Here is a 22,994-nt window from a genome sequence, read left to right as displayed (position 1 = left end):
CGCGGCGGCGCGCGCCCGTGTTTCATCGTCGCCGCCGGCGTGGCCGGCCTAAAAATGCTCGCCCGCGCGAAACGGCCCGATGCGGATACCGGCGGCGACCAGATAGGCGGTGGACCAGCCGATCAGCAGGAAGCCATTGACCCCTTCAAGAGCGGCGAAAAGCCGCCACTCCTCAGCCGGGATCACGTCGCCGTAGCCGACCGTCGCGAATGTCGTCGTCGAGAAATACAGGGCGGTCGCAAAATCGGGCACCACGCCAAAAAAGAAGTGGAAGACCGCCCACAGCCAGATCTCGACCGACATCACGAGGAAGATGCCGAGCACGCTCAGGATCATGCTTATCACGCCGATCCACCGCCTGTGGAGATTCAGCCGGCCCGTGACGCTCGCCGTGACGTCCGTCACGGCGATGAGGCCGATCAGGTGGATGATCACGGTCGCGGAGATCACCGCGGTTCCTGCCAGGAGATTTGCCAGCATGTCCTCGCCTCTCGACCCCATGCATCGCGCGGCGGTGCGCGAAGATCAAGCGGGCGACCGTGCGGCACTTGAACCTTCATCCGTTTCCTGAAACCCTTGGGCGGACATCGCATTGGAGAAGCACCGCCCTCCGAAGGACGACGCGGCTTCCGATCTGGACCGCTCGAATCCTTCCCGCGCCTCGGCCTCGTTCCAGGCGACGCGCATGCCCTCGCCGCCGCCGGCCGACGCCTTGATCATCACCGGATAACCGATCTCGCCCGCGATTTTCGCGGCATGCTCGGCATCCTCAATCAGGCCCATGAAGCCGGGCACCGTCGAAACCCCGGCTTCCGCCGCGATCTTCTCCGAGGTGATCTTGTCGCCCATCGCCTGGATGGCCTTCACCTTCGGTCCCATGAAGGTGATGCCCTCCGCCTCGAGCCGCGCGCATAAATCGGCGTTCTCGGACAGAAATCCGTAGCCGGGATACACCGCTTCGGCGCCCGTCTGCTTGCTAGCCGCGATGATCGCGTCTGCGATCAGGCGGCTCTGGCTGACCGGCGCCGGCCCGATCCGAACGGCCTCGCCGGCCATGTCCACATCCACGGCGTCGGCATCGGCGTCGGAATAGACGGCAACCGTCGCGATACCCATCTTCCGTGCCGTCTTCATCACGCGGCAGGCGATTTCACCGCGATTGGCCGTGAGGATCTTCTTGAAAATGAACGGCGTTTCCCCCGGGACGGTTTTTCCCTGCTGTATGGGTTTCTCGCCGCAGCTCAAGCACACCGCAGGCTGCATCGGCGCGAACCCGGTTTGTCCCCCAGGGGATCACCTTCGCCGCTGCGGCGCCTTCCGACGGCACGACCCGACGCCTATGCCGCGCCCGGCATTGCAAGATCGACCGGTTCGGCACCTTCCGACCAAGCCAGTAATTTAGGCAAACTAAAAATGGACGCAGGTTTTCTAAAAGGAATTATCATTGACGTTGAATGGGTTAGCTACTCTGATGACGGCATAGACAGAGGAGAAAATTCTATGCTTGATACGAAACAGGTCAGGGGCGGAAATGGTCTCGCAGCGATCGACGCCGAGGTCGACGAAATTCTAGAGAGCGTAGAAGAAATCACACGCGACGCCACCAAGTCGTTCTTCGACAAATACTCCGAGAATCCGAACAATGCGGTCCTGGCATCGTGGCTGGAAACGCGCTGCTGGCGCGAGATCGACTATGTGTTCCTGCTGAACGAGCAGATCCGGCGCTACGGGATGCGCTTCCAGCGCAACCACATCACGCTGCTCGCCAAGCAGTCTTTTCAGGAGGCAGAGCACTACGAGGCCCTCGGCAAGGCCGTGGAATCCCTAGGCGGTATCGTGCCTACTTCCGTTCCGGTCGCCGCTGTGCCGTGGAGCAATTTCCTCTGGGAGTGCATGGACCGTCATCATCTGGCCGCCATCGCCGCCTGGTACGTCTCGGAAACCTCCGCTTCGGGCAGTTTCGAGCCGACATTCGTCGGCGCCGAGCGCCACGGCCACACCGATGTGGTGAAGATCTACAAGCAGATCGAGATCGACGAAAAGTTCCACACCGGCCTCGGCCGCCAGGTGCTCTCGACCTATGCCGAGACCGACGAGGACCGCGAGGAAATCCTCCGCGCCATGCGCGGCATGCGTGACATCGCCTGGAAATCCTTCACGCCCGAGGTGGTCGCGGCGACGATGCGCGCGGCCTGAGACGGGAATTCCGGCCGCGACGCGCCCGAGCGTTTCGGCCGGAACGCAATGACAAGAAGACCCGTCATCGGTCCCGACGCCCCGCCTGTGGCGCGCGGGAAGCCGATGTGTGCTCGAACGAACCCGAAAGGCCGTCTGCCATGAACCAAGCAGCCATCATTCCCGCGCAGAATGCGGACGAACAGCTCTCGCTGCGGATCGAGAAGTGCGTCTCCGTGGCGGACGGCGTTGTGGCGCTCACGCTTGCGAAAGCCGATAGCGGCCCGCTGCCGGGCTGGTCTCCCGGAGCGCATATCGATCTCATCCTGCCCAACGGCGTGACGCGGCAATACTCGCTTTGCGGCAACCCCGCCGACAACAGCCGCTGGCGGATCGGCGTGCTGCTCGCGCCGGCAAGCCGCGGCGGCTCCAGCTATATCCATTCAGAACTGCGGGCCGGAAACCGGCTTGTGGCGAGCCATCCGCGCAACAATTTTCCGCTCGATACGGCAGAGCGCTATCTTTTCATCGCCGGGGGCATCGGCATCACGCCGATCCTGCCCATGCTCGCAGAACTGTCGGCGCGCGGCGCCGAATGGCACCTGCTATATGGCGGCCGCACCGCCCGTTCGATGGCTTTCAAGGAAGAGATCGCGGAACTCGCCGGAGGCACGCTGGAACTCCGCCCGGAGGACGAATGCGGGCTTCTCGATCTCGATGCCTGCCTGACCGCCCACGAGCCGGGACGCGTCGTCTATTGCTGCGGGCCGGAACCCCTGATCAAAGCGGTCGAGAACCGGTGCGCGTCATGGCCGTCGGGAGCCCTGCGCAAGGAGCGTTTCGCGCCGTCCGAGCGCCAGACGCCGCTCGATCCCGGCGCATTCGAGGTCGAGCTCGCCCGGTCCGGCCGGCGTGTCGTCGTGCCGGCAGACCGCTCCATGCTCAACGTCCTGGAGGATGCGGGCTGCGCCATCACCAATTCCTGCCGCGCCGGCATCTGCGGCACCTGCCTCGTGCGCGTGCTCGCCGGCATCCCCGAGCACAATGACGACATTCTCAACGATCAGCAGCGCGAAGCGGGCGACGTGGTCCTGCCCTGCGTATCGAGGTCCAGGACGGCAACGCTGGTGCTCGATCTTTGAGAGAGTAATACCCACGACGATAGCCCCTAAACAACAAGGAGGAGAACATCATGAAACGAAGAAACACCCTTTACCGCGCAGTGCTCGCGGCCTGCGGGCTGGTCGGCGCGGCTATGGCGCAGGCGCAAGCGGAGGACATCGCCATCGGCATGAACATGCCGCTGACCGGTGCCTTCGCAGCCTCCGGCACCTATGTCGCCGATGGCGCGCGGATCGCCATCGACGAGATCAACGCAAACGGCGGGGTTCTTGGCGGCAAGACCCTGAAGTTGATTCTCGAGGACAACAAGAGCAACCCGACGGAAGCAGCGACCGTCACGGAAAAGCTCATTGTCCGCGACAAGGTGCCGGTCATCCTTGGCGCATGGGGATCAAGCCTGACGCTGGCCGCGATGCCGAAGCTCATGCAGTACCAGGTGCCGATGGTGGTGGAGACGTCGGGCGCCAACAAGATCACCGAAAGCGGGAACCCGTTCATCTTCCGCATCGCCGCGACGCAGGTGATCGAGGCCGCCGGCTTCGAGGAGAAGCTCGACCAGTTCAACATCAGGAAGGTCGACTTCCTCGCCATCAACAATGACTGGGGGCTGAACACGGTCAACCAGTTTGGCAAGACGATGAAGGACCACGGCATTGAGGTCGGCCTCGTCGAACTGATGGACCAGGCGTCTCAGGATGTCAGCGCGCAGCTCTCCAGACTGAAATCGTCTGACGCCGACACGCTGATCGTCACCACCGCCGTAGAGCAACTCACCCTGGTGCTGAAACAGGCGGCGGCGCTGGGCATCGACAAGCAGATCATCACCACGGGCGGTTCGCAGAATCCCGACCAGCTCGTCGCCCAGGCAGGGAGCGCGGCGGAAAACACCGTGCATCTGGTGTTCTTCGCCCCGTGGGATCCCGACAGCACGGCCTTTCCAGAAAAGACGCGCGGCTTCATCGAGGCATGGAAGGCGAAAGGCTTCGACTTTGCAGGGCTGACCGAGAGCTTCCGCGGCTATGACGGCGTGCAGGTCATCGCCTCGGCCATCGAGAGGGCCAGTTCGACCGAGCCCGACGCGATCCGCGAGGCGCTCTGGAACACCAGGGTCGATGTCCTGAACGGCGCGGTCTCGTTCGACAAGTCCGGCCCAGAAGGCGCCGAAAGCGCGCAGAGCCGGCCGAACGTCTATTTCGCCAAGATATCGGGCGGAAAGATCGAAGTCCTCAAATAGCCGCGTTCGGCGCCGGTGCAGCGACATCCTCCTTGCGGGCGAGCCCGACGAGCCAACGATGAAACTCACCGGCGCCAGCCTTGCTGAAAACCGACTTCTTCCAGCCGAGAATATAGGGCGACGGCAGCTTCAGCACGTCGGGAAACGGCGCGACGAGGCGGCCGCTTTTCAGTTCGTCCTCGACCATGGCCCTTTGCGCCAGCACGATGCCGCGCCCCTCGATCGCCGCCTCGATCGCCAGGCTCGAGAGCGACATGACGAAGAAGTGAGGAATATGCGTGCCGTCCACCTTCACCAGATGGAACCAGTCCTCCCAGCTGGGCGGCGGCGACAGGAACGCACTCCAGTCAATGGTCAGGAGCCGGTACGACAACAGGTCCGCCGGCGTGTTCAGCGGCGGTCCGCTGGCGATCAGGGCGGGGCTGCACACCGGGCACAGGCCATCGGTGAACAGCGGGACGAAACTGTCGAACAGACGCGCCTTGTCGGCATAGGTGATGCGGAAGTCGAAGGGTCGCTCGGCCGCCGCCGGCTCGGTGACCGAACCTTCCAGATGGAGGTTGATATGCGGATGGGAGGTCTGCCAGGCAAACATCCTGGAAGACAGCCAGCGGCTGGCGAACAGCGGCAGCGCGCTGATGATGAGCGCGCCCGTCCTGTGCTTATCGATGAACTCGACCCGCGCCTTCACGAGATCGGCAAACGTCTTCTCGACGGCCTTGTGAAAGGCGGCCCCGACCTTCGTCAGGACGATGCCGCTTCCCTTTCGTTCGACGAGACGCGTTTCAAGTGTATTCTCAAGGCTCTTGATCTGCTGGCTGATCGCCCCCGGCGACACATGGAGCTCCCGTGCTGCCCTCGTCACGCTTCCCAAACGGCCGACTGCTTCGAACACCTGCAATGCTCTCAAGGGAGGGAGATCGGCCATGGATTCCTCAAAACGCGCACGAACGGGCAGCGTCCTATTGTTCGTCACATGTGACCAAATGTGAAGGCGCCGAGCCGGCATGGTTGCTGATATACAGCCGCCCTACAAGAAGCGCCCGGCTTGATGCTCCCGAATTCCGGGGCAAGCGTGCTTGCCCAAATCCCCATTAACACGCAAATCGCAAGAAGCAGGAGAATCGCGATCATGAAGACCCGCGCCGCAGTCGCCGTCGCCGCCGGAAAGCCCCTGGAAATCATGGAGGTCGACCTCGAGGGACCGAAGGCAGGCGAGGTGCTCGTCGAGATCAAGGCGACCGGCATCTGCCACACCGACGAGTTCACGCTGTCGGGCGCCGATCCGGAAGGCATCTTCCCTGCCATCCTCGGCCATGAGGGCGCAGGCATCGTCGTCGATGTCGGTCCCGGCGTCACGTCAGTGAAGAAGGGCGACCACGTCATCCCGCTCTACACTCCGGAATGCCGGTCCTGCCCGTCCTGCCTGTCGCGCAAGACCAATCTGTGCACCGCAATCCGCGCCACCCAGGGCCAGGGCCTGATGCCGGACGGCACCAGCCGCTTCTCGATCGGCAAGGACAAGATCTTCCACTACATGGGCTGCTCGACCTTCTCCAACTTCACCGTGCTGCCCGAGATCGCGGTGGCCAAGGTCAACCCCGACGCGCCCTTCGACACGATCTGCTACATCGGCTGCGGCGTCACCACGGGCGTCGGCGCGGTGTTCAACACGGCCAAGGTCGAGCAGGGCGCGACGGCGATTGTCTTCGGGCTCGGCGGCATCGGCCTCAACGTCATCCAGGGCCTAAAACTCGCCGGCGCCGACATGATCATCGGCGTCGACCTGAACAACGACAAGAAGGAATGGGGCGAACGCTTTGGAATGACTCACTTCGTCAATCCGAAGGAAGTCGACGGCGACATCGTCGCCCACCTCGTCAACATGACCAAGCGCGGCGCCGACCAGATCGGCGGCGCCGACTACACATTCGACTGCACCGGCAACACGAAAGTCATGCGCCAGGCGCTCGAGGCCTCGCACCGCGGCTGGGGCCAGTCGATCATCATCGGCGTCGCCGGCGCCGGCCAGGAAATCTCGACGCGGCCGTTCCAGCTGGTGACCGGGCGCACCTGGAAGGGCACTGCCTTCGGCGGCGCGCGCGGACGCACGGACGTGCCGAGGATCGTCGACTGGTACATGGACGGGAAGATTCAGATCGACCCGATGATCACCCACAGGCTGACGCTCGACGAGATCAACAAGGGCTTCGACCTGATGCATGCGGGCGAGAGCATCCGCAGCGTGGTTGTTTTCTGAGGCCGAAAAGCGGACGCGCCGCGGAAAAGTCCGATTGCTGGCGCGTTGGGTGCGGACCGACGCGTCACATCAGCGGGATACACCATGCTTCGACCATATCTGACCACCTCCGTCGCTCTCCTGGCGCTTGCGCTGGCCGGCTGTAGCGACGAGGAAAAATCGGCCGCAAACGAGCCCCCGGCGCAAGAGGCTCCCGCCGAACCGGCGCCGCAGCCGGCCGAGCCGTCGCCTCAGGAGCGGATGGACGAAGCCGCCAAGCAGCTGCGCGACGCCGCCCGGCAGGCTGGCGAAGCCGCGCGCGAAGGTGCGGACGCGCTTCTGCAGCAAGGTCGAGAGGCCCTGAAGGATGCCGGACCGGCGCTCGACCGGGCGAACGAAATCGCCAGCCAGATCGGACAGTCCATGCAGGAGATTGCCGAGCGCGCCGGACGCGATTTCGACACGGCGATCGCCGACCTCGAGAAGCGGTTGAACGAAGCCGGCGTCGTGACCCGTCCTGACCAGGGCGATCCCGCCGCGCGGCTGTCGCCGCCCGACCAGCTCAGGGCCGACACCCGCGCCGCCGCCCAGGCCCACTCCGCCGGCATCGGACCGGCCTATGTCGGGGTCTGGGCGCTCAATCCTGGAGAATGCGGCCGCATCGACCGTGACGCGGTCGAGAACTTCGCCGTCATCACCCCGACGACGATCCGCAGGGCCGAGGCGGCCTGCAACTTCGCCGCGACCGAGATGACGGAAGGCAGCGCGACCGTCACGGCCAACTGCATTGCCGAGGGCGAGCAGGAGGAACGGCAGATCACGTTCTCGATGCCGTCCGAGGACAGCCTGTCGATCCAGACCGCACCGGTGTCGATCACGGTCCAGTTCGTCCGCTGCCACCTGCCGTGACCGAAGGTTCGGCTCCACTGATCTACGTCGACGCCGACGCCTGCCCGGTCAAGGACGAGGTGGTCAGGGTGGCCGAACGACATGGCCTGGTCGTCACCTTCGTGTCGAACGGCGGCCTGCGCCCTTCCCGCGATCCGATGATCCGCAATATCGTGGTGTCGAAGGGCGCCGACGCCGCCGACGACTGGATCGTCGAGAATGCCAGGGCCAACGACATCGTCGTCACCGGCGACATCCCGCTCGCCGCGCGTGCGGTCGCGCTCGGCGCGCACGTGCTCGGCATGAGCGGCAAGCCGTTCACGCCGGAGACCATCGGCATGGCGGTGGCGATGCGCGACCTGAAGCAGCACCTGCGCGAAACCGGCGAGAGCAAGGGCTACAATTCGAGCTTCACGCCGCGCGACCGCTCGGCTTTTCTCAGCGCGCTCGACCAGGCCGTGCGCCGCGCCGTGCGGAGTGCGGCAAGCTAGCCGCCGATTCCCCGTCTCTGCTGAAAATCTCCCTGTAAGGCACTGTTTGCAAGTGTCTTTTCGGCTTTCCTTGTGCCGAGGGTTTCAGGGGGTATGATGGGCGCGCCGGAGCGTTCCATGCCCGGCACATCACTCAACAAAAATCAGGAGGCATCGCTGGTGTCCGACACCACGAATATCTTTGAGGAAAGCCCCGACATGGATACCGTTGGAGGCCGAATTTCGCGCGCCCGCGAGGCGAGCAACCTTACCGTGAAGGAACTGGCCTGGCGGCTCGGCGTCAAGATGGCCACCGTCAACGCCTGGGAGAGCGACCGCTCCCATCCGAGCTCGCATCGCCTCGCCAACCTGGCGGGCCTCCTTCAGGTCAGCCTGTCCTGGATCGTGCACGGCGTCGGCATCGGGCCCTCCGACGATTTCGCCGACGAGACGAACCGGGAAATGACCGCGCAGCTCGCCCAGTTGCGGCTGCTGCATGTCGAGACTGGCCTGCTCATCGAAAAGCTTAAGGGCGAATTCGATCGCATAGCCTCGGCGCGCTAGGCTGCACGGCGGGATTGGGGCCACAGTCAGCCGCGTCTCCGCACAGGCGCCCCCCGATCGACCGGCGCTGGCCGGTTCAGGCAACCTTTTCAAGCAGCGGCTGCAGTTCGGGATGGATCGACGGCGAGGTTTCCTTGATGAACCTCACCAGCGCCAGTTCGTTCTCCTGCAGCCGGCCATCCTTGCCGATCCGTTCGGCGAGCCACCGCGCCTCGACATTGTCGCAACGCTCGGCGCGGCGCGCGCAGGCGTCGTGCCACTGGTTGCGGGCTTCCCAGTCTGCGTCGATGTCGACGGACTGCCGGTAGGCCGCCAGCAACTCGCGGCCGCCGGTCGATGCCATCCGCGCCAGGAACCCGCCGATATTGGCGTCCGCGCGATCGAGGAAGCTCTCCTGCCGCAGCGCCACCTCGCGGGTCGGCGCCTGATATCCGGAGGCGCACATCACGAAGTTCGCGATGGCCTTGACGAAAAGGTCGTTCCACGACGGATCGTTGCGGGCCGACGCGACCGCGTCGTTGATCTCGAACAGCACCTCGGCCTCGGCGCGCGTGATGGCGATGTTGCCGTCGCCGCCGAAGGCATAGAGGATGCGACGCAGGAGGTCGACCTCGGCTTTCTCGATGACGCCAGGGACGAGCTCGCCACCTTGCATCAGAGCGCCCTTCCCTTCGACGACCGCTTCCTTCACCTGCGCCAGGGCGAACGCTGCGAGCCGTTCGGTCGAGAACTTGGCAACCTCGAGGACCCGGACGAGAAGCTCGAGCTCGGTCCTGGTCTCGACGACGCCGCTGCGCGACACCGCGCCGATCAGCCAGTCGGCGTTCTGGGCCGAGATGTAGCCCGCCGGCCTGGCCTGGTGCACGATGTGGTCGGTGATCGCCTCGACGAAGAAGACCGGCCATTCCGCGCACTGGTCGGGACAGGCGTCGTTCAGACGAAACAGCGCCTGCGCTTCCGAGCCGGTCACCACGCCGTCGCGAAAGACCAGCCGTCGCAGTTCCAGGACGTCCAGCGGCGTGATGCGTTCGCTGGCTTCGATATCCGCGATCCGCGCGGCTGCGTTCTGTCCGTGCATTCCCAAAGCCCCCTTTGGTTTCGCCGGTTGGCCGGCGCTTGACGGGAACGCTAGCAGGACAGTTTTGACGAACCGCAAAGCGGCTTGGTTACCGAAGCCCTGCCTCTGCGTCGCGGGCAGGTGACAACAGGCAGCTTATGGGTTAGCGTCGATTCGTCCAGGGCCTCTTGTGGGGCTCTACCTGTTTGCGGGAGAGAGCAGCGCAAGCTGCCGCCGAAGGGGAAATCGCCCGAAATCTCTCAGGCAAAAGAACCGTAGACGGGAATGACACTCTGGAAAGTCGGGGGAAACCCCGCGCCGAAGGTGTAAGCGCAGCCGACAGAGTTCCGGCTGTGCGAGTCTCTCAGGCTTCAGACAGAGGGGCACGGAGCGGTCGCAGTCGCGGCCGGCGCGTGCGTTTCTGGAGAAGTCATGACGGGCGAAAACCTGAAGTCTCTGCCACTTGAAGATGTCCACAAGGCCGCCGGCGCGCGCTTTGGCGGATTTGCCGGCTGGTCCATGCCGCTCACCTATCCGCCGGGCGTGATGAAGGAGCACCTGCACACGCGCGACCATGTCGGCCTGTTCGACATTTCGCACATGAAGCTGTTCGAGGTATCCGGCCCGGGCGCAGCGGCGCTTCTCGACCGGGCATGCCCGCTGCGGGCTGGCGCGCTCGAGCTTTCACAGTCAAAGTACACGTTCCTGCTGACCGAACAGGCGGGCATCATCGACGACCTGATCGTCACGCGGCTCGAACCGCAGCGCTTCATGGTGGTCGCGAACGCCGGCAACGCGGAAGCCGACGAAAAGCACCTGAGGCGGCTGGCCGAAGGTTTCGACGTCACGATCACCCCGCTCGACCGCGTCTTCCTGGCCATCCAGGGGCCCGAAGCGGCCGACGCGCTTCTCAAGGTCGGCATCGAGACCGACGCGCTCACCTTCATGCACGGGCTAGACTTGCGGCGGGACTGGTTCCTCAGCCGCTCGGGCTACACCGGCGAGGACGGCTTCGAGATCGGCCTGCCGGAAGCCGACGCACGCACGCTGGTCGAGGAACTTACCGCCGATCCGCGCGTCATGTGGATCGGCCTTGCCGCGCGCGACAGCCTTCGCCTCGAAGCCGGGCTCTGCCTGCACGGCCAGGACATCACCCCCGACACCGACCCGGCCTCGGCCGGCCTGATGTGGGCGATCCCCAAGGAAATCCGAACGGGCGGCGGTTTCGTCGGCGCGGAAGCGCTGCGCGCCATCCTTGCCGACGGTCCCCGGCAAAAGCGCGTCGGCCTGAAGCCCGAGGGGCGCCAGCCGGTGCGCGCGGGAACCGAACTTTCCGACGCCGACGGCAACCCCGCCGGCCGCGTCACCTCGGGCGGCTTCGGCCCCTCGACCGGCTTCCCGGTCGCCATGGGCTACGTTCCCGCCGCCCTCGCCAAGCCCGGCTCACGCGTATTTGCCGATGTCCGCGGGACCAAGGTGCCCGTCGACATCCATCCCCTGCCCTTCACAGCGCATCGCTACCGCAAAGGATAATTTCTCATGGCAACGACCTATTTCACCGAAGACCACGAATGGATCCGCGTCGAGGGCGGCATCGCAACCGTCGGCATCACCGACTACGCGCAGGAGCAGCTCGGCGATCTCGTCTTCGTCGAACTGCCCGAAGCCGGCAAGGCGCTGAAGAAGGGTGACGTCGCCGTGGTCGTCGAATCGGTCAAGGCCGCGTCTGACGTCTACGCTCCGGCGGACGGCGAGATCGTCGAGTCCAACGCGGCGCTCTCCGGCGACCCCGCGCTGGTCAACACCGCCGCCACCGGCGACGGCTGGCTGTGGAAGATGAAGCTCGCCGACGAGAGCCAGCTTTCCGGCCTGCTCGACGAGGCCGGCTACAAGGCCCACATCGGCTGACGGACAACAAGATGACCAGTGCACCCTACGCTTTCACCGACCGCCACATCGGCCCCGGCGACGACGACGTCCGCGCCATGCTCGCCCGCATCGGCGTTCCGTCGGTCGAGACGCTGATCGACCAGGCGGTTCCGAAGTCGATCCGGCTCGCCCGCCCGCTCGACCTGCCGGCTCCGGCCAGCGAGGCCGAGGCGCTTGCCGAACTTTCGGCCACCATGTCGCGCAACATCGTCATGAAGAGCTTCATCGGCGCCGGCTATCACGGCGTGCAGGTGCCGCCGGTCATCCAGCGCAACCTGTTCGAGAATCCTGCCTGGTACACGGCCTACACGCCCTACCAGGCGGAGATCAGCCAGGGCCGCCTGGAAATGCTGTTCAACTTCCAGACGCTGGTGGCCGAACTGACCGGCCTGCCGGTCGCCTCGGCCTCGCTGCTCGACGAAGCGACCGCCGTCGCCGAAGCGGTCGGCATCGCCGTCCGACACCACCGCGACAAGCGCAACAAGATCGCGCTTGCCGGCGTGCCGCTGCCGCAGACGCTCGACGTGCTGCACACGCGCGCGGAGCCGCTCGGCATCGAGATCGACGGCGAAACGATCGACGAGAGCACGGCCGCGCTCATCGTCTCCTGGCCCGACGCCAACGGCGTCTACGGTGACCACAAGGCGGCGATCGAGAAAGCCAGGGCCGGCGGCGCGGTCGTCATCTTCGTTTCCGACCCGTTGTCGCTCACCGTCACCAGCGCGCCGGCCAGCCTCGGCGCCGACATCGCCGTCGGCTCCATGCAGCGCTTCGGCGTGCCGATGGGCTTCGGCGGCCCGCATGCCGCCTATTGCGCGGTCTCGGACAAGCTGACCCGCCTGATGCCCGGCCGCCTCGTCGGCCAGTCGGTCGACGCGCATGGCCGCCCCGGCTACCGCCTCGCGCTGCAGACGCGCGAGCAGCACATCCGGCGCGACAAGGCGACCTCCAACATCTGCACCGCGCAGGCGCTGCTCGCCAACATGGCGGCCGCCTACGCGATCTGGCACGGTCCGTCCGGCCTGCAGGGCATTGCCGGCCGCATCCATGCGCTGGCGAACGGGCTGGCCGAAGGCCTCGCCGCGGCAGGCGTGAAGGTGCTCGGCTCCAGCCGCTTCGACACAGTGACCGTCGAAGCGAAAGGCAGGGCACAGGCAATCGCCGCCGAGGCCGAAAAGGGCGGCCGCCTGCTGCGCGTCATCGACGCCGACCATGTCGGCGTCACCTTCGACGAGACCTCGACCGAGGCCGACCTGGAGGCGATCGCAGCCCTGTTCGGCGCCAAGGCCAAGGCATCCGCAGCGAGCACCCTGCCCGGCAAGCCGCGCGGGCATGAGTTCCTCACGCAGCCGGTGTTCCACGAAAACCGCTCGGAAACCGACATGATGCGCTTCCTGCGCAGGCTGGCCGACAAGGATCTGGCGCTCGACCGCGCGATGATCCCGCTCGGCTCCTGCACCATGAAGCTCAACGCGGCGGCCGAGATGATGCCGGTCAGTTGGCCGACCGTCGCCAACCTGCATCCGTTCGCGCCCAAGGCGCATTCGGTCGGCTTCCGCGCCATGATCGACGAACTCGAGGGATGGCTGGCCGAGATCACCGGCTTCGACGCCGTTACTTTGCAACCCAACGCAGGCAGCCAGGGCGAATATGCCGGACTGCTCGCCATCCGCGGCTACCACAAGTCGCGCGGCGAAGGACACCGCAACATCTGCCTCATCCCCTCCTCCGCGCATGGCACCAATCCGGCCAGCGCGGCGATGGCGGGCATGAGCGTGGTGGTGGTGCGCTGCACCGACGACGGCAACATCGACATCGAAGACCTCGAGGCCAAGGCGACCGAACACGGCGCCAACCTCGCCGCGCTGATGTTCACCTATCCGTCGACGCATGGCGTGTTCGAGGAAGGCGCGAAGGACATCTGCGACATCGTGCACAGGCACGGCGGCCAGGTCTATTTCGACGGCGCCAACCTCAATGCGCTGGTGGGCCTCGCCCGTCCAGGCGACATCGGCGCCGACGTCTGCCACATGAACCTGCACAAGACCTTCTGCATCCCGCACGGCGGCGGCGGCCCGGGCGTCGGCCCGATCGGCGTCAAGGCGCATCTGGCGCCGCACCTGCCGGGCCACGTCGCGGAAGGCTCGGAGCACGCCGTGTCGGCGGCGCCGTTCGGCAGCGCGTCGATCCTGCCCATCACCTGGATGTACATCCGCATGATGGGTCCGGCGGGCCTGAAGAAGGCGACCGAGATCGCCATCCTGTCGGCCAACTACCTGGTCGCGCGGCTGGGCAACCACTATTCGGTGCTCTACCGCGGCCGCGGCGGCCGCGTGGCGCATGAGTGCATCCTCGACACCCGCGTGCTCAAGGACCGCTCCGGCATCACGGTGGACGACATCGCCAAGCGGCTGATCGACTACGGTTTCCACGCGCCGACCATGTCGTTCCCGGTGGCCGGCACGCTGATGGTGGAGCCGACCGAATCCGAGCCGAAGGCCGAGGTGGACCGTCTCTGCGAGGCGCTGATTGCCATCGCCGACGAGGCGGGCAAGGTCGAAAAGGGCGAATGGCCGGCCGGCGACAACCCGCTGGTCAACGCCCCCCACACGGCAACGGAAACGCTGGCCGGCGACTGGAACCACCCCTACTCGCGCATGGAAGCAGCCTATCCGGCCGCCAATTCCGATACCATCGTGAAGTACTGGCCGCCGGTCTCGCGCATCGACAATGTGGCGGGCGACCGCAACCTCGTCTGCTCCTGCCCGCCGCTCAGCGACTACGTGAACGCCGCCGAGTGACAAAATGGGGGAGGCTCCTGCCTCCCCCAACTCTTCCGAAGGTTACCTTGCCCGGACAGCGAGTTTGCCGGTCAGCCGACGAGGCGCAGTTCGCCGCTCATCACGCGATTGCGGCCGGCGCGCTTGGCCGCATAGAGGGCGTTGTCGGCACGCGCCATAACGTGATCGATCGGCGCGCCCGTCGCCGCGCCAAACGCAATTCCCGCGCTGGCCGTGCAGCGGAAGCGTTCGCCGGTCGACGAGATCATCTCGCGGGCGGCGAAGGCCGACAAGACGCGTTCTGCGATACTTCTGGCTTCCTGAGGCGAGACATCGGTCATGACGATCGCAAACTCCTCGCCGCCAAGGCGCGCCTTGGGGTCCGTCAAGCGCCCGTGCCCGCGCATCGCATCGGCAAAGTCGCGAATGACCTGATCGCCGACGGCATGACCGAAGCGGTCGTTGACCTGCTTGAAATGGTCAAGGTCGAACAGAACCACCGCTTCGTTCTCGAACAATCTATCGGAGCGCGCCGAAGCGAGGCCCCGGCGGTTCAGGAGTCCGCTCAGCGGGTCGCTCATTGCGGAAAGCTGGCTGCGCTTGGCGAGCCTGGTCTGGTCGACGGAGAGCGTCATGGCGCCACCCCCGGCAAGCGACAGGATCGCGATGAAGACGTTCAGCTTCTCGGCCCAGTTCTGCGGGGGGTAGCCGATGCTCCACTGTCCGGCCGCCAGGATCACCAAACCGCACAGGGCGAAGCTTGCCCCTGACAACAGGTAGAGGCCGGTGAGACTGCCGAGCGCGAACGGAGAGTCCTTCCACCGCCGGAAGTAGCAGATCCCGCCGAGTACCAGCAGAGTGGCCGTCAGCGCGTTCTGCAGGACGAGCGCAACACCGTCATAGCCTGCCGCGAACAAGGGTGGCGCGATCAGCAGATACGGAACAGCGACGCTGAGGACCAGCTTTGTCACTTTGAAGCCGGCATCGAAGAACTTTCGCACCGAGGCGTAGATGTATGCCACGCCGATCGGCTGCAGCGCACAGGCCATCACTCCGGCAGCGAGGTAGCCTCCGCGCGCGTAGAACCAGTACGCAAAGACATGCAGGATGAGGAAGCCGACACCGACGGCCCAGCCAATCTTGTATGCACCGCGGTCGGTGGACCACATGGACAGCATGGTCAGGCAGAGGCCGATCCCCGCCACCGCCGCGCCCAGCAGCATTGAAGTCATGTCGAACATTGGGAAACTTGCTTTCGGCCCCCAGTGGCTGTCCGGGCTTTGGATGCGCCCTGCGCTCTCGGCTTGGAAGCCCTATGTGCGGTCTGCAGGCAGATACACCTCCTGCGTGCACCTATTAGTCTTTCCGCGATCTTTGTTTCGAAATCGTCAATTACGCGATAGCGGAACAACTGCTTGATCTCGCTGCGTCATTTTGGCCCAGGGGTCGGCGCGGATCCCGCACCGGATGCGCGGCAAGGATGTGAAGTTGCCGACCTGGAACGGCGGACAGCCTTGCCACTCCTGCCCTCGATAGGGCGGCAGAGCGGCCAATAGCCATGCTGCGCAGGCGGATACGCCCGGCAGCGCTGCCCGGAGAAGCGAGGCTTCGACTTCTTCAGATTCTGTTCAGCAGCGCGAGGTTGGCGTCGACCACCCGCGGATCAGCCATGGCGTTTCTTGCCTCGACCAGCAGCTTGCGCGCTTGCTTCTTGTTGCCGCGCAAAAGTTGCGAATAGCCCATGTTGTTGACGATCTCCGGACGGCGCCCGGCGACCTTCAGAAGCTGGTCGTAGGCGCGATCGGCGAAGTCGAACCGGCCGAGTTGGTCATAGGAGGCGGCAAGCCCCATCCAGGCTTCGGAATTGTCCGCGCGCAGCTCGACAGCCTTGCGGAAGTGCTTCTCCGCGAGCCCGTAGTTGGCCGCGCGGAACTGCGACTTGCCGGCCGTAAGATCGGCCTGGCTAATGTCCGTCGGCGCAGCCGCGATCGACGTCGTGGCTGTCTTGTCGACGCCACTGGTCGTGCATCCGCCAAGCATCAATGCCGCAACAATAGCGACCGTCGCCTTGCCGTAAAATCCGCTCATTGTCCCTGTCCCGCCCGCCCGGTTTTCCCGGGTCGTTGTCAGGACACTAGCGCGCAGGCATTTAAACTTCGGTGCCCAAGCGCGCTTAAGAATGGCTTACGGCATTACGCTTCGTTTACCGCGCATCGGCGCGGCAGCGTGGCCGGTCATTCGGCGGTCATCTTCACGATGACCGGGATGATCGCCACCATCAGCACCACCGGCAGGATGCAGACGGTGACCGGCACCGACATCTTCGCCGGCAGCGCGTGTGCCTTTTCCTCGGCGAGCGACATGCGCTTGTGCCTCATCTCGTCCGAGAAGACCCGCAGGGCTCCCGAAAGGCTCGTTCCGAGTTCCTTGGACTGCTGGAGCAGCGTCGCGAAGGATCGAACCTCGTCCAGGCTCAGGCGATCGGCGAGCGACTTCAGCGCGTCGTCGAGACTACGCCCTGCACGCAATTCCAGCGACACCAGCGTCAGGTTCTGGCTGAGCGCGGGATAGGTGGTGGCGAGTTCCTTCGACACTCGTTCGATGCCGGCTTCCATGGCCATGCCGGCGTCGGAGCAGACGATCATCAGGTCCATGAAATCGGGGAAGCCGTTGCGGTACTCGCGCATCTTCGTCGAGATCAGACGCCCGAGCACCATCCCGGGCAGGAAGTAGCCGAGCGCGCCGGCCATGATGACGAAGGACCACCGGCTGAAGGTCGTGGCTTCAGCGCTTGCCATCCAGTTGTTGATGAAGAAGGCTCCGACCGCGCCCGCAAAGAAGCACCCGAAGCGGATCAGGAAGAAGGTGCCGACTGCGCCGGGGTCCATGAAGCCGGCCTGGATCAGCTTGAGGCGCAGGCGCGCAACGTTTTCCGGGTCGCTCTTGGCATAGAATTCGTGCGCGGTCTTCGCCGCCTTCTCGCGCACGGCGTCGACGTTCTTCTTCTTTTCCGGTTCGGCCTGTGCCACCGGCGCATGCGTCTCGACCTTCAGGCGCCGCTTGACGTCGTTGATCTCGCCGCGGGCGGTCAGCGTGGACCAGGCGACCACCAGGCCGCCGCCGACGAGCAGAAGCAGGGCGACCGGCATCATCGAGGTCGGGCGCAGCGAGGCGAGGAAGACGATCAATTCTTCCATGTCAGAACTTGAAATTCGACATTTTGAACATCATCGCGTTGCCGAGCATCAGCCAGATGAAGGAGCCGCCGAGCATGTACCAGGTCATCGGCTCGTCGGCGACGCTGGTGTAGAAATGCGGCATCAGCACCATGATCGCGGCGCCGAGCAGGCACGGCACGGCGGTCAGGATATAGGCCGACATGCGCCCCTCGGTGGAGATCGCGCGTACCTTGCGCTTCAGCTTGCCGCGTTCGCGGATCGTCGCCGACAGCCCGTCCAGGATCTCGCGCAGGTTGCCGCCCGATGAGCTCTGGATCGACACCGCCGTCACGAACAGCGGCAGGTCTTCCTGGCCTACCCTCTCGTAGAGATTGTGCAGGGCGGACACGAGGTCGGAGCCGTAGGTCACCTCGTCGGCGACGACGCCGAATTCGGTGCCGATCGGGTCCGGCATCTCGCGCGCCACCATGCCGATCGCCACGGGCACGGGGTGCCCCGCCTTCAGGCTTCGCGTGATCAGTTCCAGCGCCTCCGGCAATTGCACGCCAAAAATCTTGTGCCGGCGGTTGCGGCGGAATTTCAGCACCTGCAGCGGCAGGATGATCGCGATGACCGGCCATAGTCCGAGCCCCAAGAGCAGCGGCAGGCCATAGACGATACCGGCGCCGACGATCGCCAGCGCCACGCCCGACGTGTAGGTAAGGAACGTCGTCATCGGCATGGTGACGCCAGACTGCACGCGGAGCTTCTTCAACGAGTCCATCGACAGGAAGCTGCGGCCGTCCAGTCCGCGCTCCTTGCGCAGCTGGATCAGCACCTGCTCCTGGCTGATCTTCTTTTCCTGCAGCTTCACGCGCCGGTTGATCGCCGCGCGGCGATCCTTCTTGCCGGCGTAGAGCATGTAGACCGCCTCGGCGATGATGATGCCGAACAGCGCCGCACCGGCATAGACGACGTAGAGCGCCCCGCTCATGGCTACTCCAGCGGCCGACCGGGCTCGAAATACTTGCCCGGGAACTCGATGCCCATTGCCCGCATGTCCTCGAGGAAGCGCGGGCGTATGCCGGTCGCCTCGAAATGACCCAGGATCTTGCCGTCGGCCTCCATGCCGGTGCGCACGAAGCGGAACACCTCCTGCATCTGGATGACGTCGCCTTCCATGCCGGTCACCTCGGCGACGCTCGTCACCTTGCGCCGCCCGTCCGAGAGGCGGGTGAGTTGCACGATGATGTCGATGGCGCTGGAGATCTGGCTGCGGATGGACTGCACCGTCATCGGCATGCCGGTCATGCCCAGCATCTGCTCCAGGCGGCTGATCGCGTCGCGCGGCGTGTTGGCGTGAATGGTCGCCATCGAACCCTCATGGCCGGTGTTCATCGCCTGCAGCATGTCGAACGCTTCTTCGCCGCGGCACTCGCCGAGGATGACGCGGTCGGGTCGCATGCGCAGCGCGTTCTTCACGAGGTCGCGCTGTTTCAGTTCGCCATGCCCCTCGATGTTGGCAGGCCGCGTCTCCATGCGCGCGACATGCGGCTGCTGCAGCTGAAGCTCGGCCGCGTCCTCGATGGTGATCAGGCGCTCATCTTCCGGAATGAAGGCCGACAGTGCGTTGAGCATCGTCGTCTTGCCGGTACCGGTGCCGCCCGAGATGATCGTCGTCTTCCTCGCATGCACCGCAGCCGCCAGCACCTCGGCCATGTTCTGCGTGATCGCGCCGAACTCGACCAGCTTGTGAAGGCCGAGCTTGTTCTTGGAGAACTTGCGGATCGAGACAAGCGGGCCATCGACGCCGACCGGCCGTATCGCCGCATTGAAGCGCGACCCGTCCAGCATGCGGGCATCGACCATCGGCTGGCTTTCGTCGACGCGCCGGCCGACGGCGGCGACGATCTTGTTGATGATGCGCAGCAGGTGCGCCTCGTCCTTGAAGGGGATGTGCACCTGCTGCAGCTTGCCCCTGCGCTCGACGAAGCAGTTCTGGTGCCCGTTGATCAGGATGTCGTTGATCTCGGGGTCCTTGAGCAGCGGTTCCAGCGGACCGAGGCCCACCATCTCGTCGACGATTTCGGCGACGAGCGCCTCCAGCTCGGCGACGTTGATCGCCATGCGCTCCTGACGCGTCTTCTCGGAGACGAAGTCGTGCACCTGGCGCCGCATCTCGTCGCGCGGCAGCCGTTCCAACGCGACCAGATTGATCTCCTCGATCAGCATGCGGTGCAGCCTGGCGCGCGCGTCGATGACCTTGTTGGTCGTCTTGGGCGCGACTTCGACCTTCGGCTGCGCCTTGCGGGTCGTCGGTATCACCACAGCACGATGCTGGGCGGGCGCCGGCTCGGCCGAGGGCGTCGGCCTGGCGTCGCGGTTCTGCAGGGTGGAGAAGCGGCTGGTCATGCCGACTTTCTCCAGAGGGTGCGGCCCATATCGAGGATCGACCGCTGCTTCTTCGGCGTCGCGACCGCTTCCTCGGGCAGGATGATGCGCTTCAGGTCGTTGATGACGTTGGCGTTGGCATCAACTTCCTGCAGCGGCACGCCGCGGTCGACCGCCTCGCGGACCAGCCGGTAATTGTTCGAGATGCCTCCGACGAAATGGTCGCCCAGAATCTCCTCGACATCGGCCTGCTTCACGCCGTTCTCGAACATCCGCTGCTCGAACCGGTTGACGATGACGTTCGGCTTCACTTCCCTGCCGACCGTCTCGTAGATCGCCTGGATCAGCCTTTGCGTGTGGCGCAGGCAGGGCACCGTCATTTCGGTGACCAGGTAGAGCTTGTTGGAACCGAGCAGAACCGTCTCGGTCCAGGGGAACCAGGTGCGCGGCATGTCGATGACGACGTTGTCGAAATAGGCCGATACGAGGTCGAGCATGCGCACCACGACATCGGCGTTGAACGAGCGCATTTCGGACGGCTTCGTCGGCGCGGCAAGGACGCACAGCCCGCTCGAATGCTTGGACAGCATCACATCGAGCAACTGGCGGTCGAGGCGCTCGGGCTGGTTTTCGATCTCGGTGATGTCGAAGCGCGGCTCGAGGTCGAGATATTCGGCGCAGCCGCCCTGCTGGAAGTTGAGATCGACCACGCAGGTCGACGCCCCGCGCGTCACCGAATGGTGCAGCTGGAACGCCGTCTGCAGCGTCAGCGTCGTACAGCCGACGCCGCCGGCCGCCGGCATGAAGGTGTAGATCTGCGATTCCGTGTTCTGCTCGCGGCCCGGGCCCTGGAGCACGCGAATGCAGGAGCGCACGAGGTCGGCGGTCGTCAGCGGCTTCACCAGGAAGTCGGCCACCTGCAACTGGACAAGGATGCGCACCGCGGCCGCATTGAACTCCTGCGTGACAACCAGGATCGGCGCCTTGCCCTCCAGCCGCCGGGTGATGCGCTGCAGCGCCTCGACGTCCTCGAGCTTCGCGGCATCCATGTCGATGATGATCGCGTCGCTATCGGCTTCCTGGATCTCTCCGCGCAGTTCGACCACGCTCTTTTCGACCGTCGAAAGCTGGATCAGGTCCGACGCCGCGAAGGCGGTCCTGCAGTCCTGCACGAAAGCCTTGTCGGTCGAGACCAGTACGATGCGCTTGGTTGCAGTGGCCATGTTGTCGCCTGCCTGTTCAGTTGCTGCCGGTCGTCGTCTGCGATTGCTTGGCGTCTGTCGACGCCTCGCCGCCGCCGGACGACGTGGCGCGAGCCGCCGGCACCAGGAGGCGCGTGTCCTGAACGCCGTTCGGCCATGGATCGACCATCTGCATGACGGTGTTGGCCGCAATGGACTCGCCTGCCCCGTCGGTCAGGCCGTCGGCGCGGCGGAGCTCGTCGCTCATGCAGCCGGAACCGGCCGCCGCAAGCCCCAGCACCATCGTCATTTTCAGCGTCGACCGCATCGCCCTACTCCGTCGGCAGGTCGAGGAAGTGACCTGCTCCCACCTGCGCCGCCACCGCGCCCGACCGCGCCAGGGGAGTGCCAGCATCCGAGACCTTCACCTCCTCGGTGTTGCCGAGGAAGTAGTCGACGTTGCTGCCCGGAAGCGTCCTGTCGGTCGGCACTTCGGGCTTCTTCGAGGGATCGATGGGCTTCACCAGATAGGGCGTGACGATGATCACAAGGTCCGTCTCGCGGCGCTGGTAGGCCTTCGACGAGAACAGCGGGCCGAGCACCGGCAGCTTGCCCAGACCGGGCACCCGCTGCTGGATCATGTCGTTCTCGGTCTGCAGCAGGCCGGCCATCATGAAGCTCTGGCCGCTCTTCAGGTCGACCGACGTCTGCGCGCGCCGGACCACGAAGCCAGGCAGCGAGATGTTGCCGACGCTGTAGGACTGCGACCGGTCGACGGAGGAGACCTCCGGCTGGATGTCGAGGCTGATGAGGCCGTCGGCCAGCACCGTCGGGGTGAATTCGAGCCCGACGCCGAACTTCTTGTAGTCGACGGTGATGACGCCGTCGTCCTCGGCGACCGGGATCGGCACCTCGCCGCCGGCGAGGAAGCTCGCCTTCTGGCCGGAACGCGCGATCAGGTTGGGTTCGGCCAGCCGCCGGGCCACGCCGCGATCCTCCAGCGCCTTGATGGCGACGTCGATCGTCCAGCCGTTGGTCAGGAGCGCGCCGATGATCTGGCCGGCGGGCACGTTGGAGGACGACGACGGGTTCGAATTGAACGAGATGCCGCCATCGTGGCCGAGGTAGCGCACGCCGATCTTGGTGCCGAGTTCCTGCCCGACCTCGCGGTTGATCTCGACGAAGCGCACGTTGAGCTGGACCTGCTGCGACGACGAGATGTTGACCGAGTTGATCACCTCCTCCTGGCCGGAGAAGTTGCTGGCGATCTTCGAGGCCTTGTCGGCGGCGACCTGGTCGTTGGCCGATCCAGACAGCACGACGCGCCCGTTGGCCGAGCTGACCTTGATGTCCTCGCCGCCGGGAACGCTGCTGCGGATCGTCGATGCCAGCCGGTCGGTGTCGAGCGTGACCTCGATGTCGACCGTGCCGACCAGTTGCTTGTTTTCGTCGAACAGCGCGATGCCGGTGGTGCCGAGATTGTTGCCGAGCACGTAGAAGGAGTCGTCGGTCAGCGGATTGACGTTGGCCACGTCAGGATCGCCGAGCACGATCTCGTAGAACGGCACGTTGGTCTTGATCGTCCGCGGCTTGCCCTTGGCGATCTTGATGACGGTCGTCTTGTTGGCCGAGATGCGGATCACGTCGCCCGCCGCAGCGCCCGAGGCGGCGCCGACAAGGCCGGCGACGCCCAGCATGGCGGCGATCAATGACGTTCCCAGCAGGCGTGCCGCCCGTTTGCGTATGCAGATGAGCATGTCCCCTCGCACCAATCCAGTCCTGGGCCGGTGTCCCCCCGGCGCCTGT

Annotated in this window: 21 protein-coding genes, 1 pseudogene and 1 riboswitch; of the genes and pseudogenes, 10 read left to right on the top strand and 12 right to left on the bottom strand. The window is 65.2% G+C overall.

What is annotated here, in order from left to right; all coding sequences use genetic code 11:
• Nucleotides 1-48: 48 nt before the first annotated feature.
• Complete coding sequence (locus ABUE31_RS04615; protein WP_367722310.1) at nt 49-480, bottom strand: potassium channel family protein; 432 nt, start codon at nt 478-480, stop codon at nt 49-51.
• Between the two features lie 129 nt (nt 481-609).
• Nucleotides 610-1,185 (bottom strand): annotated as a pseudogene (locus ABUE31_RS04610) (biotin carboxylase N-terminal domain-containing protein); the annotation flags it as partial.
• A 315-nt stretch (nt 1,186-1,500) separates the two neighbouring features.
• On the opposite strand from ABUE31_RS04610, the gene ABUE31_RS04605 reads away from it, so the two are divergent.
• The 3 genes from ABUE31_RS04605 (at nt 1,501) to ABUE31_RS04595 (ending at nt 4,531) form a co-directional block, all read left to right on the top strand.
• Entirely contained in the window at nt 1,501-2,196 is a 696-nt protein-coding gene (locus ABUE31_RS04605) for a hypothetical protein (RefSeq protein WP_367722309.1), read from the top strand.
• Between the two features lie 140 nt (nt 2,197-2,336).
• Nucleotides 2,337-3,317 carry a PDR/VanB family oxidoreductase gene (locus ABUE31_RS04600; RefSeq protein WP_367722307.1) on the top strand — a complete coding sequence of 327 codons (981 nt, stop codon included), beginning with the start codon at nt 2,337-2,339 and terminating at the stop codon, nt 3,315-3,317.
• 50 nt (nt 3,318-3,367) lie between these two features.
• Nucleotides 3,368-4,531, top strand: coding sequence for an ABC transporter substrate-binding protein (locus tag ABUE31_RS04595; protein WP_437344066.1), 1,164 nt, complete (start codon nt 3,368-3,370; stop codon nt 4,529-4,531).
• Here the strand turns inward: ABUE31_RS04595 and ABUE31_RS04590 are convergent.
• Nucleotides 4,524-5,540 carry a LysR substrate-binding domain-containing protein gene (locus ABUE31_RS04590; RefSeq protein ID WP_367722306.1) on the bottom strand — a complete coding sequence of 339 codons (1,017 nt, stop codon included), beginning with the start codon at nt 5,538-5,540 and terminating at the stop codon, nt 4,524-4,526. The two genes, ABUE31_RS04595 and ABUE31_RS04590, sit on opposite strands and share 8 nt — an antisense overlap.
• Before the next feature lie 123 nt (nt 5,541-5,663).
• Here ABUE31_RS04590 and ABUE31_RS04585 point away from each other — a divergent pair, with 123 nt between their 5' ends.
• The 4 genes from ABUE31_RS04585 (at nt 5,664) to ABUE31_RS04570 (ending at nt 8,692) form a co-directional block, all read left to right on the top strand.
• The gene (locus ABUE31_RS04585; protein WP_367722305.1) at nt 5,664-6,791 is read left to right on the top strand and encodes an S-(hydroxymethyl)glutathione dehydrogenase/class III alcohol dehydrogenase; all 1,128 of its coding nucleotides are present in this window, start codon (nt 5,664-5,666) and stop codon (nt 6,789-6,791) included.
• 84 nt (nt 6,792-6,875) lie between these two features.
• On the top strand, nt 6,876-7,679 hold the full coding sequence (locus ABUE31_RS04580; RefSeq protein ID WP_367722304.1) for a hypothetical protein: 804 nt from the start codon (nt 6,876-6,878) through the stop codon (nt 7,677-7,679).
• On the top strand, nt 7,676-8,149 hold the full coding sequence (locus ABUE31_RS04575; RefSeq protein ID WP_367722303.1) for a YaiI/YqxD family protein: 474 nt from the start codon (nt 7,676-7,678) through the stop codon (nt 8,147-8,149). The genes ABUE31_RS04580 and ABUE31_RS04575 overlap by 4 nt, the downstream gene beginning before the upstream one ends.
• A 96-nt stretch (nt 8,150-8,245) precedes the next feature.
• Nucleotides 8,246-8,692, top strand: coding sequence for a helix-turn-helix domain-containing protein (locus ABUE31_RS04570; protein WP_367722302.1), 447 nt, complete (start codon nt 8,246-8,248; stop codon nt 8,690-8,692).
• A 76-nt stretch (nt 8,693-8,768) separates the two neighbouring features.
• On the opposite strand, the gene ABUE31_RS04565 is transcribed toward ABUE31_RS04570, so the two are convergent.
• The gene (locus ABUE31_RS04565) at nt 8,769-9,770 is read right to left on the bottom strand and encodes a hypothetical protein (protein WP_367722301.1); all 1,002 of its coding nucleotides are present in this window, start codon (nt 9,768-9,770) and stop codon (nt 8,769-8,771) included.
• Nucleotides 9,771-9,948: 178 nt separating this feature from the next.
• Nucleotides 9,949-10,035: riboswitch (glycine riboswitch) on the top strand.
• 146 nt (nt 10,036-10,181) lie between these two features.
• Between ABUE31_RS04565 and gcvT the strand changes: the two genes are divergently transcribed.
• From gcvT to gcvP, 3 genes are read left to right on the top strand one after another with little or no spacing between them, the layout of a single operon-like run.
• On the top strand, nt 10,182-11,282 hold the full coding sequence (gcvT, locus tag ABUE31_RS04560; RefSeq protein WP_367722300.1) for a glycine cleavage system aminomethyltransferase GcvT: 1,101 nt from the start codon (nt 10,182-10,184) through the stop codon (nt 11,280-11,282).
• A 6-nt stretch (nt 11,283-11,288) separates the two neighbouring features.
• The gene (gene gcvH / locus ABUE31_RS04555) at nt 11,289-11,657 is read left to right on the top strand and encodes a glycine cleavage system protein GcvH (RefSeq protein ID WP_367722299.1); all 369 of its coding nucleotides are present in this window, start codon (nt 11,289-11,291) and stop codon (nt 11,655-11,657) included.
• Nucleotides 11,658-11,668: 11 nt separating this feature from the next.
• A complete protein-coding gene (gene gcvP / locus ABUE31_RS04550; protein WP_367722298.1) occupies nt 11,669-14,479 on the top strand; it encodes an aminomethyl-transferring glycine dehydrogenase in 2,811 nt (936 codons plus the stop codon).
• Nucleotides 14,480-14,550: 71 nt separating this feature from the next.
• On the opposite strand, the gene ABUE31_RS04545 is transcribed toward gcvP, so the two are convergent.
• The 8 genes from ABUE31_RS04545 to ABUE31_RS04510 form a co-directional block, all read right to left on the bottom strand.
• The gene (locus ABUE31_RS04545; protein WP_367722297.1) at nt 14,551-15,681 is read right to left on the bottom strand and encodes a GGDEF domain-containing protein; all 1,131 of its coding nucleotides are present in this window, start codon (nt 15,679-15,681) and stop codon (nt 14,551-14,553) included.
• Between the two features lie 394 nt (nt 15,682-16,075).
• Entirely contained in the window at nt 16,076-16,546 is a 471-nt protein-coding gene (locus tag ABUE31_RS04540) for a tetratricopeptide repeat protein (RefSeq protein WP_367722296.1), read from the bottom strand.
• A gap of 146 nt (nt 16,547-16,692) precedes the next feature.
• On the bottom strand, nt 16,693-17,655 hold the full coding sequence (locus tag ABUE31_RS04535) for a type II secretion system F family protein (RefSeq protein ID WP_367722295.1): 963 nt from the start codon (nt 17,653-17,655) through the stop codon (nt 16,693-16,695).
• Nucleotide 17,656: 1 nt separating this feature from the next.
• Nucleotides 17,657-18,610: a type II secretion system F family protein gene (locus tag ABUE31_RS04530; RefSeq protein WP_367722294.1), complete on the bottom strand. Its 954-nt coding sequence runs from the start codon at nt 18,608-18,610 to the stop codon at nt 17,657-17,659.
• Between the two features lie 2 nt (nt 18,611-18,612).
• Entirely contained in the window at nt 18,613-20,028 is a 1,416-nt protein-coding gene (locus ABUE31_RS04525) for a TadA family conjugal transfer-associated ATPase (RefSeq protein WP_367722293.1), read from the bottom strand.
• The gene (locus ABUE31_RS04520) at nt 20,025-21,230 is read right to left on the bottom strand and encodes a CpaE/TadZ family protein (protein WP_367722292.1); all 1,206 of its coding nucleotides are present in this window, start codon (nt 21,228-21,230) and stop codon (nt 20,025-20,027) included. Before ABUE31_RS04520 ends, ABUE31_RS04525 begins: the two co-directional genes overlap by 4 nt.
• Nucleotides 21,231-21,246: 16 nt before the next feature.
• Nucleotides 21,247-21,516, bottom strand: coding sequence for a hypothetical protein (locus tag ABUE31_RS04515; protein ID WP_367722291.1), 270 nt, complete (start codon nt 21,514-21,516; stop codon nt 21,247-21,249).
• Nucleotides 21,517-21,520: 4 nt separating this feature from the next.
• Complete coding sequence (locus ABUE31_RS04510) at nt 21,521-22,945, bottom strand: type II and III secretion system protein family protein (RefSeq protein WP_437344065.1); 1,425 nt, start codon at nt 22,943-22,945, stop codon at nt 21,521-21,523.
• Nucleotides 22,946-22,994: the final 49 nt, after the last annotated feature.

Source organism: Mesorhizobium marinum, from assembly GCF_040813675.1.
GTDB classification, from domain to species: Bacteria; Pseudomonadota; Alphaproteobacteria; order Rhizobiales; family Rhizobiaceae; genus Mesorhizobium_K; species Mesorhizobium_K marinum.
The sequence above is the reverse complement of the archived record's forward strand: the minus strand, read 5'-3'. Positions and strand labels throughout refer to the sequence as shown.

Excerpts from the sequence above, each read along its gene's own strand:
- ABUE31_RS04565 (WP_367722301.1), bottom strand. The coding sequence starts at position 9,770 with ATGCACGGACAGAACGCAGCCGCGCGGATCGCGGATATCGAAGCCAGC.
- ABUE31_RS04570 (WP_367722302.1), top strand. The coding sequence starts at position 8,246 with ATGGGCGCGCCGGAGCGTTCCATGCCCGGCACATCACTCAACAAAAAT.
- ABUE31_RS04600 (WP_367722307.1), top strand. The coding sequence starts at position 2,337 with ATGAACCAAGCAGCCATCATTCCCGCGCAGAATGCGGACGAACAGCTC.
- ABUE31_RS04605 (WP_367722309.1), top strand. The coding sequence starts at position 1,501 with ATGCTTGATACGAAACAGGTCAGGGGCGGAAATGGTCTCGCAGCGATC.
- ABUE31_RS04585 (WP_367722305.1), top strand. The coding sequence starts at position 5,664 with ATGAAGACCCGCGCCGCAGTCGCCGTCGCCGCCGGAAAGCCCCTGGAA.
- ABUE31_RS04540 (WP_367722296.1), bottom strand. The coding sequence starts at position 16,546 with ATGAGCGGATTTTACGGCAAGGCGACGGTCGCTATTGTTGCGGCATTG.
- ABUE31_RS04615 (WP_367722310.1), bottom strand. The coding sequence starts at position 480 with ATGCTGGCAAATCTCCTGGCAGGAACCGCGGTGATCTCCGCGACCGTG.
- ABUE31_RS04595 (WP_437344066.1), top strand. The coding sequence starts at position 3,368 with ATGAAACGAAGAAACACCCTTTACCGCGCAGTGCTCGCGGCCTGCGGG.
- gcvH (WP_367722299.1), top strand. The coding sequence starts at position 11,289 with ATGGCAACGACCTATTTCACCGAAGACCACGAATGGATCCGCGTCGAG.
- ABUE31_RS04590 (WP_367722306.1), bottom strand. The coding sequence starts at position 5,540 with ATGCCGGCTCGGCGCCTTCACATTTGGTCACATGTGACGAACAATAGG.
- gcvP (WP_367722298.1), top strand. The coding sequence starts at position 11,669 with ATGACCAGTGCACCCTACGCTTTCACCGACCGCCACATCGGCCCCGGC.
- ABUE31_RS04520 (WP_367722292.1), bottom strand. The coding sequence starts at position 21,230 with ATGGCCACTGCAACCAAGCGCATCGTACTGGTCTCGACCGACAAGGCT.
- gcvT (WP_367722300.1), top strand. The coding sequence starts at position 10,182 with ATGACGGGCGAAAACCTGAAGTCTCTGCCACTTGAAGATGTCCACAAG.
- ABUE31_RS04525 (WP_367722293.1), bottom strand. The coding sequence starts at position 20,028 with ATGACCAGCCGCTTCTCCACCCTGCAGAACCGCGACGCCAGGCCGACG.
- ABUE31_RS04515 (WP_367722291.1), bottom strand. The coding sequence starts at position 21,516 with ATGCGGTCGACGCTGAAAATGACGATGGTGCTGGGGCTTGCGGCGGCC.
- ABUE31_RS04530 (WP_367722294.1), bottom strand. The coding sequence starts at position 18,610 with ATGAGCGGGGCGCTCTACGTCGTCTATGCCGGTGCGGCGCTGTTCGGC.
- ABUE31_RS04535 (WP_367722295.1), bottom strand. The coding sequence starts at position 17,655 with ATGGAAGAATTGATCGTCTTCCTCGCCTCGCTGCGCCCGACCTCGATG.
- ABUE31_RS04545 (WP_367722297.1), bottom strand. The coding sequence starts at position 15,681 with ATGCTGCTGGGCGCGGCGGTGGCGGGGATCGGCCTCTGCCTGACCATG.
- ABUE31_RS04580 (WP_367722304.1), top strand. The coding sequence starts at position 6,876 with ATGCTTCGACCATATCTGACCACCTCCGTCGCTCTCCTGGCGCTTGCG.
- ABUE31_RS04510 (WP_437344065.1), bottom strand. The coding sequence starts at position 22,945 with ATGCTCATCTGCATACGCAAACGGGCGGCACGCCTGCTGGGAACGTCA.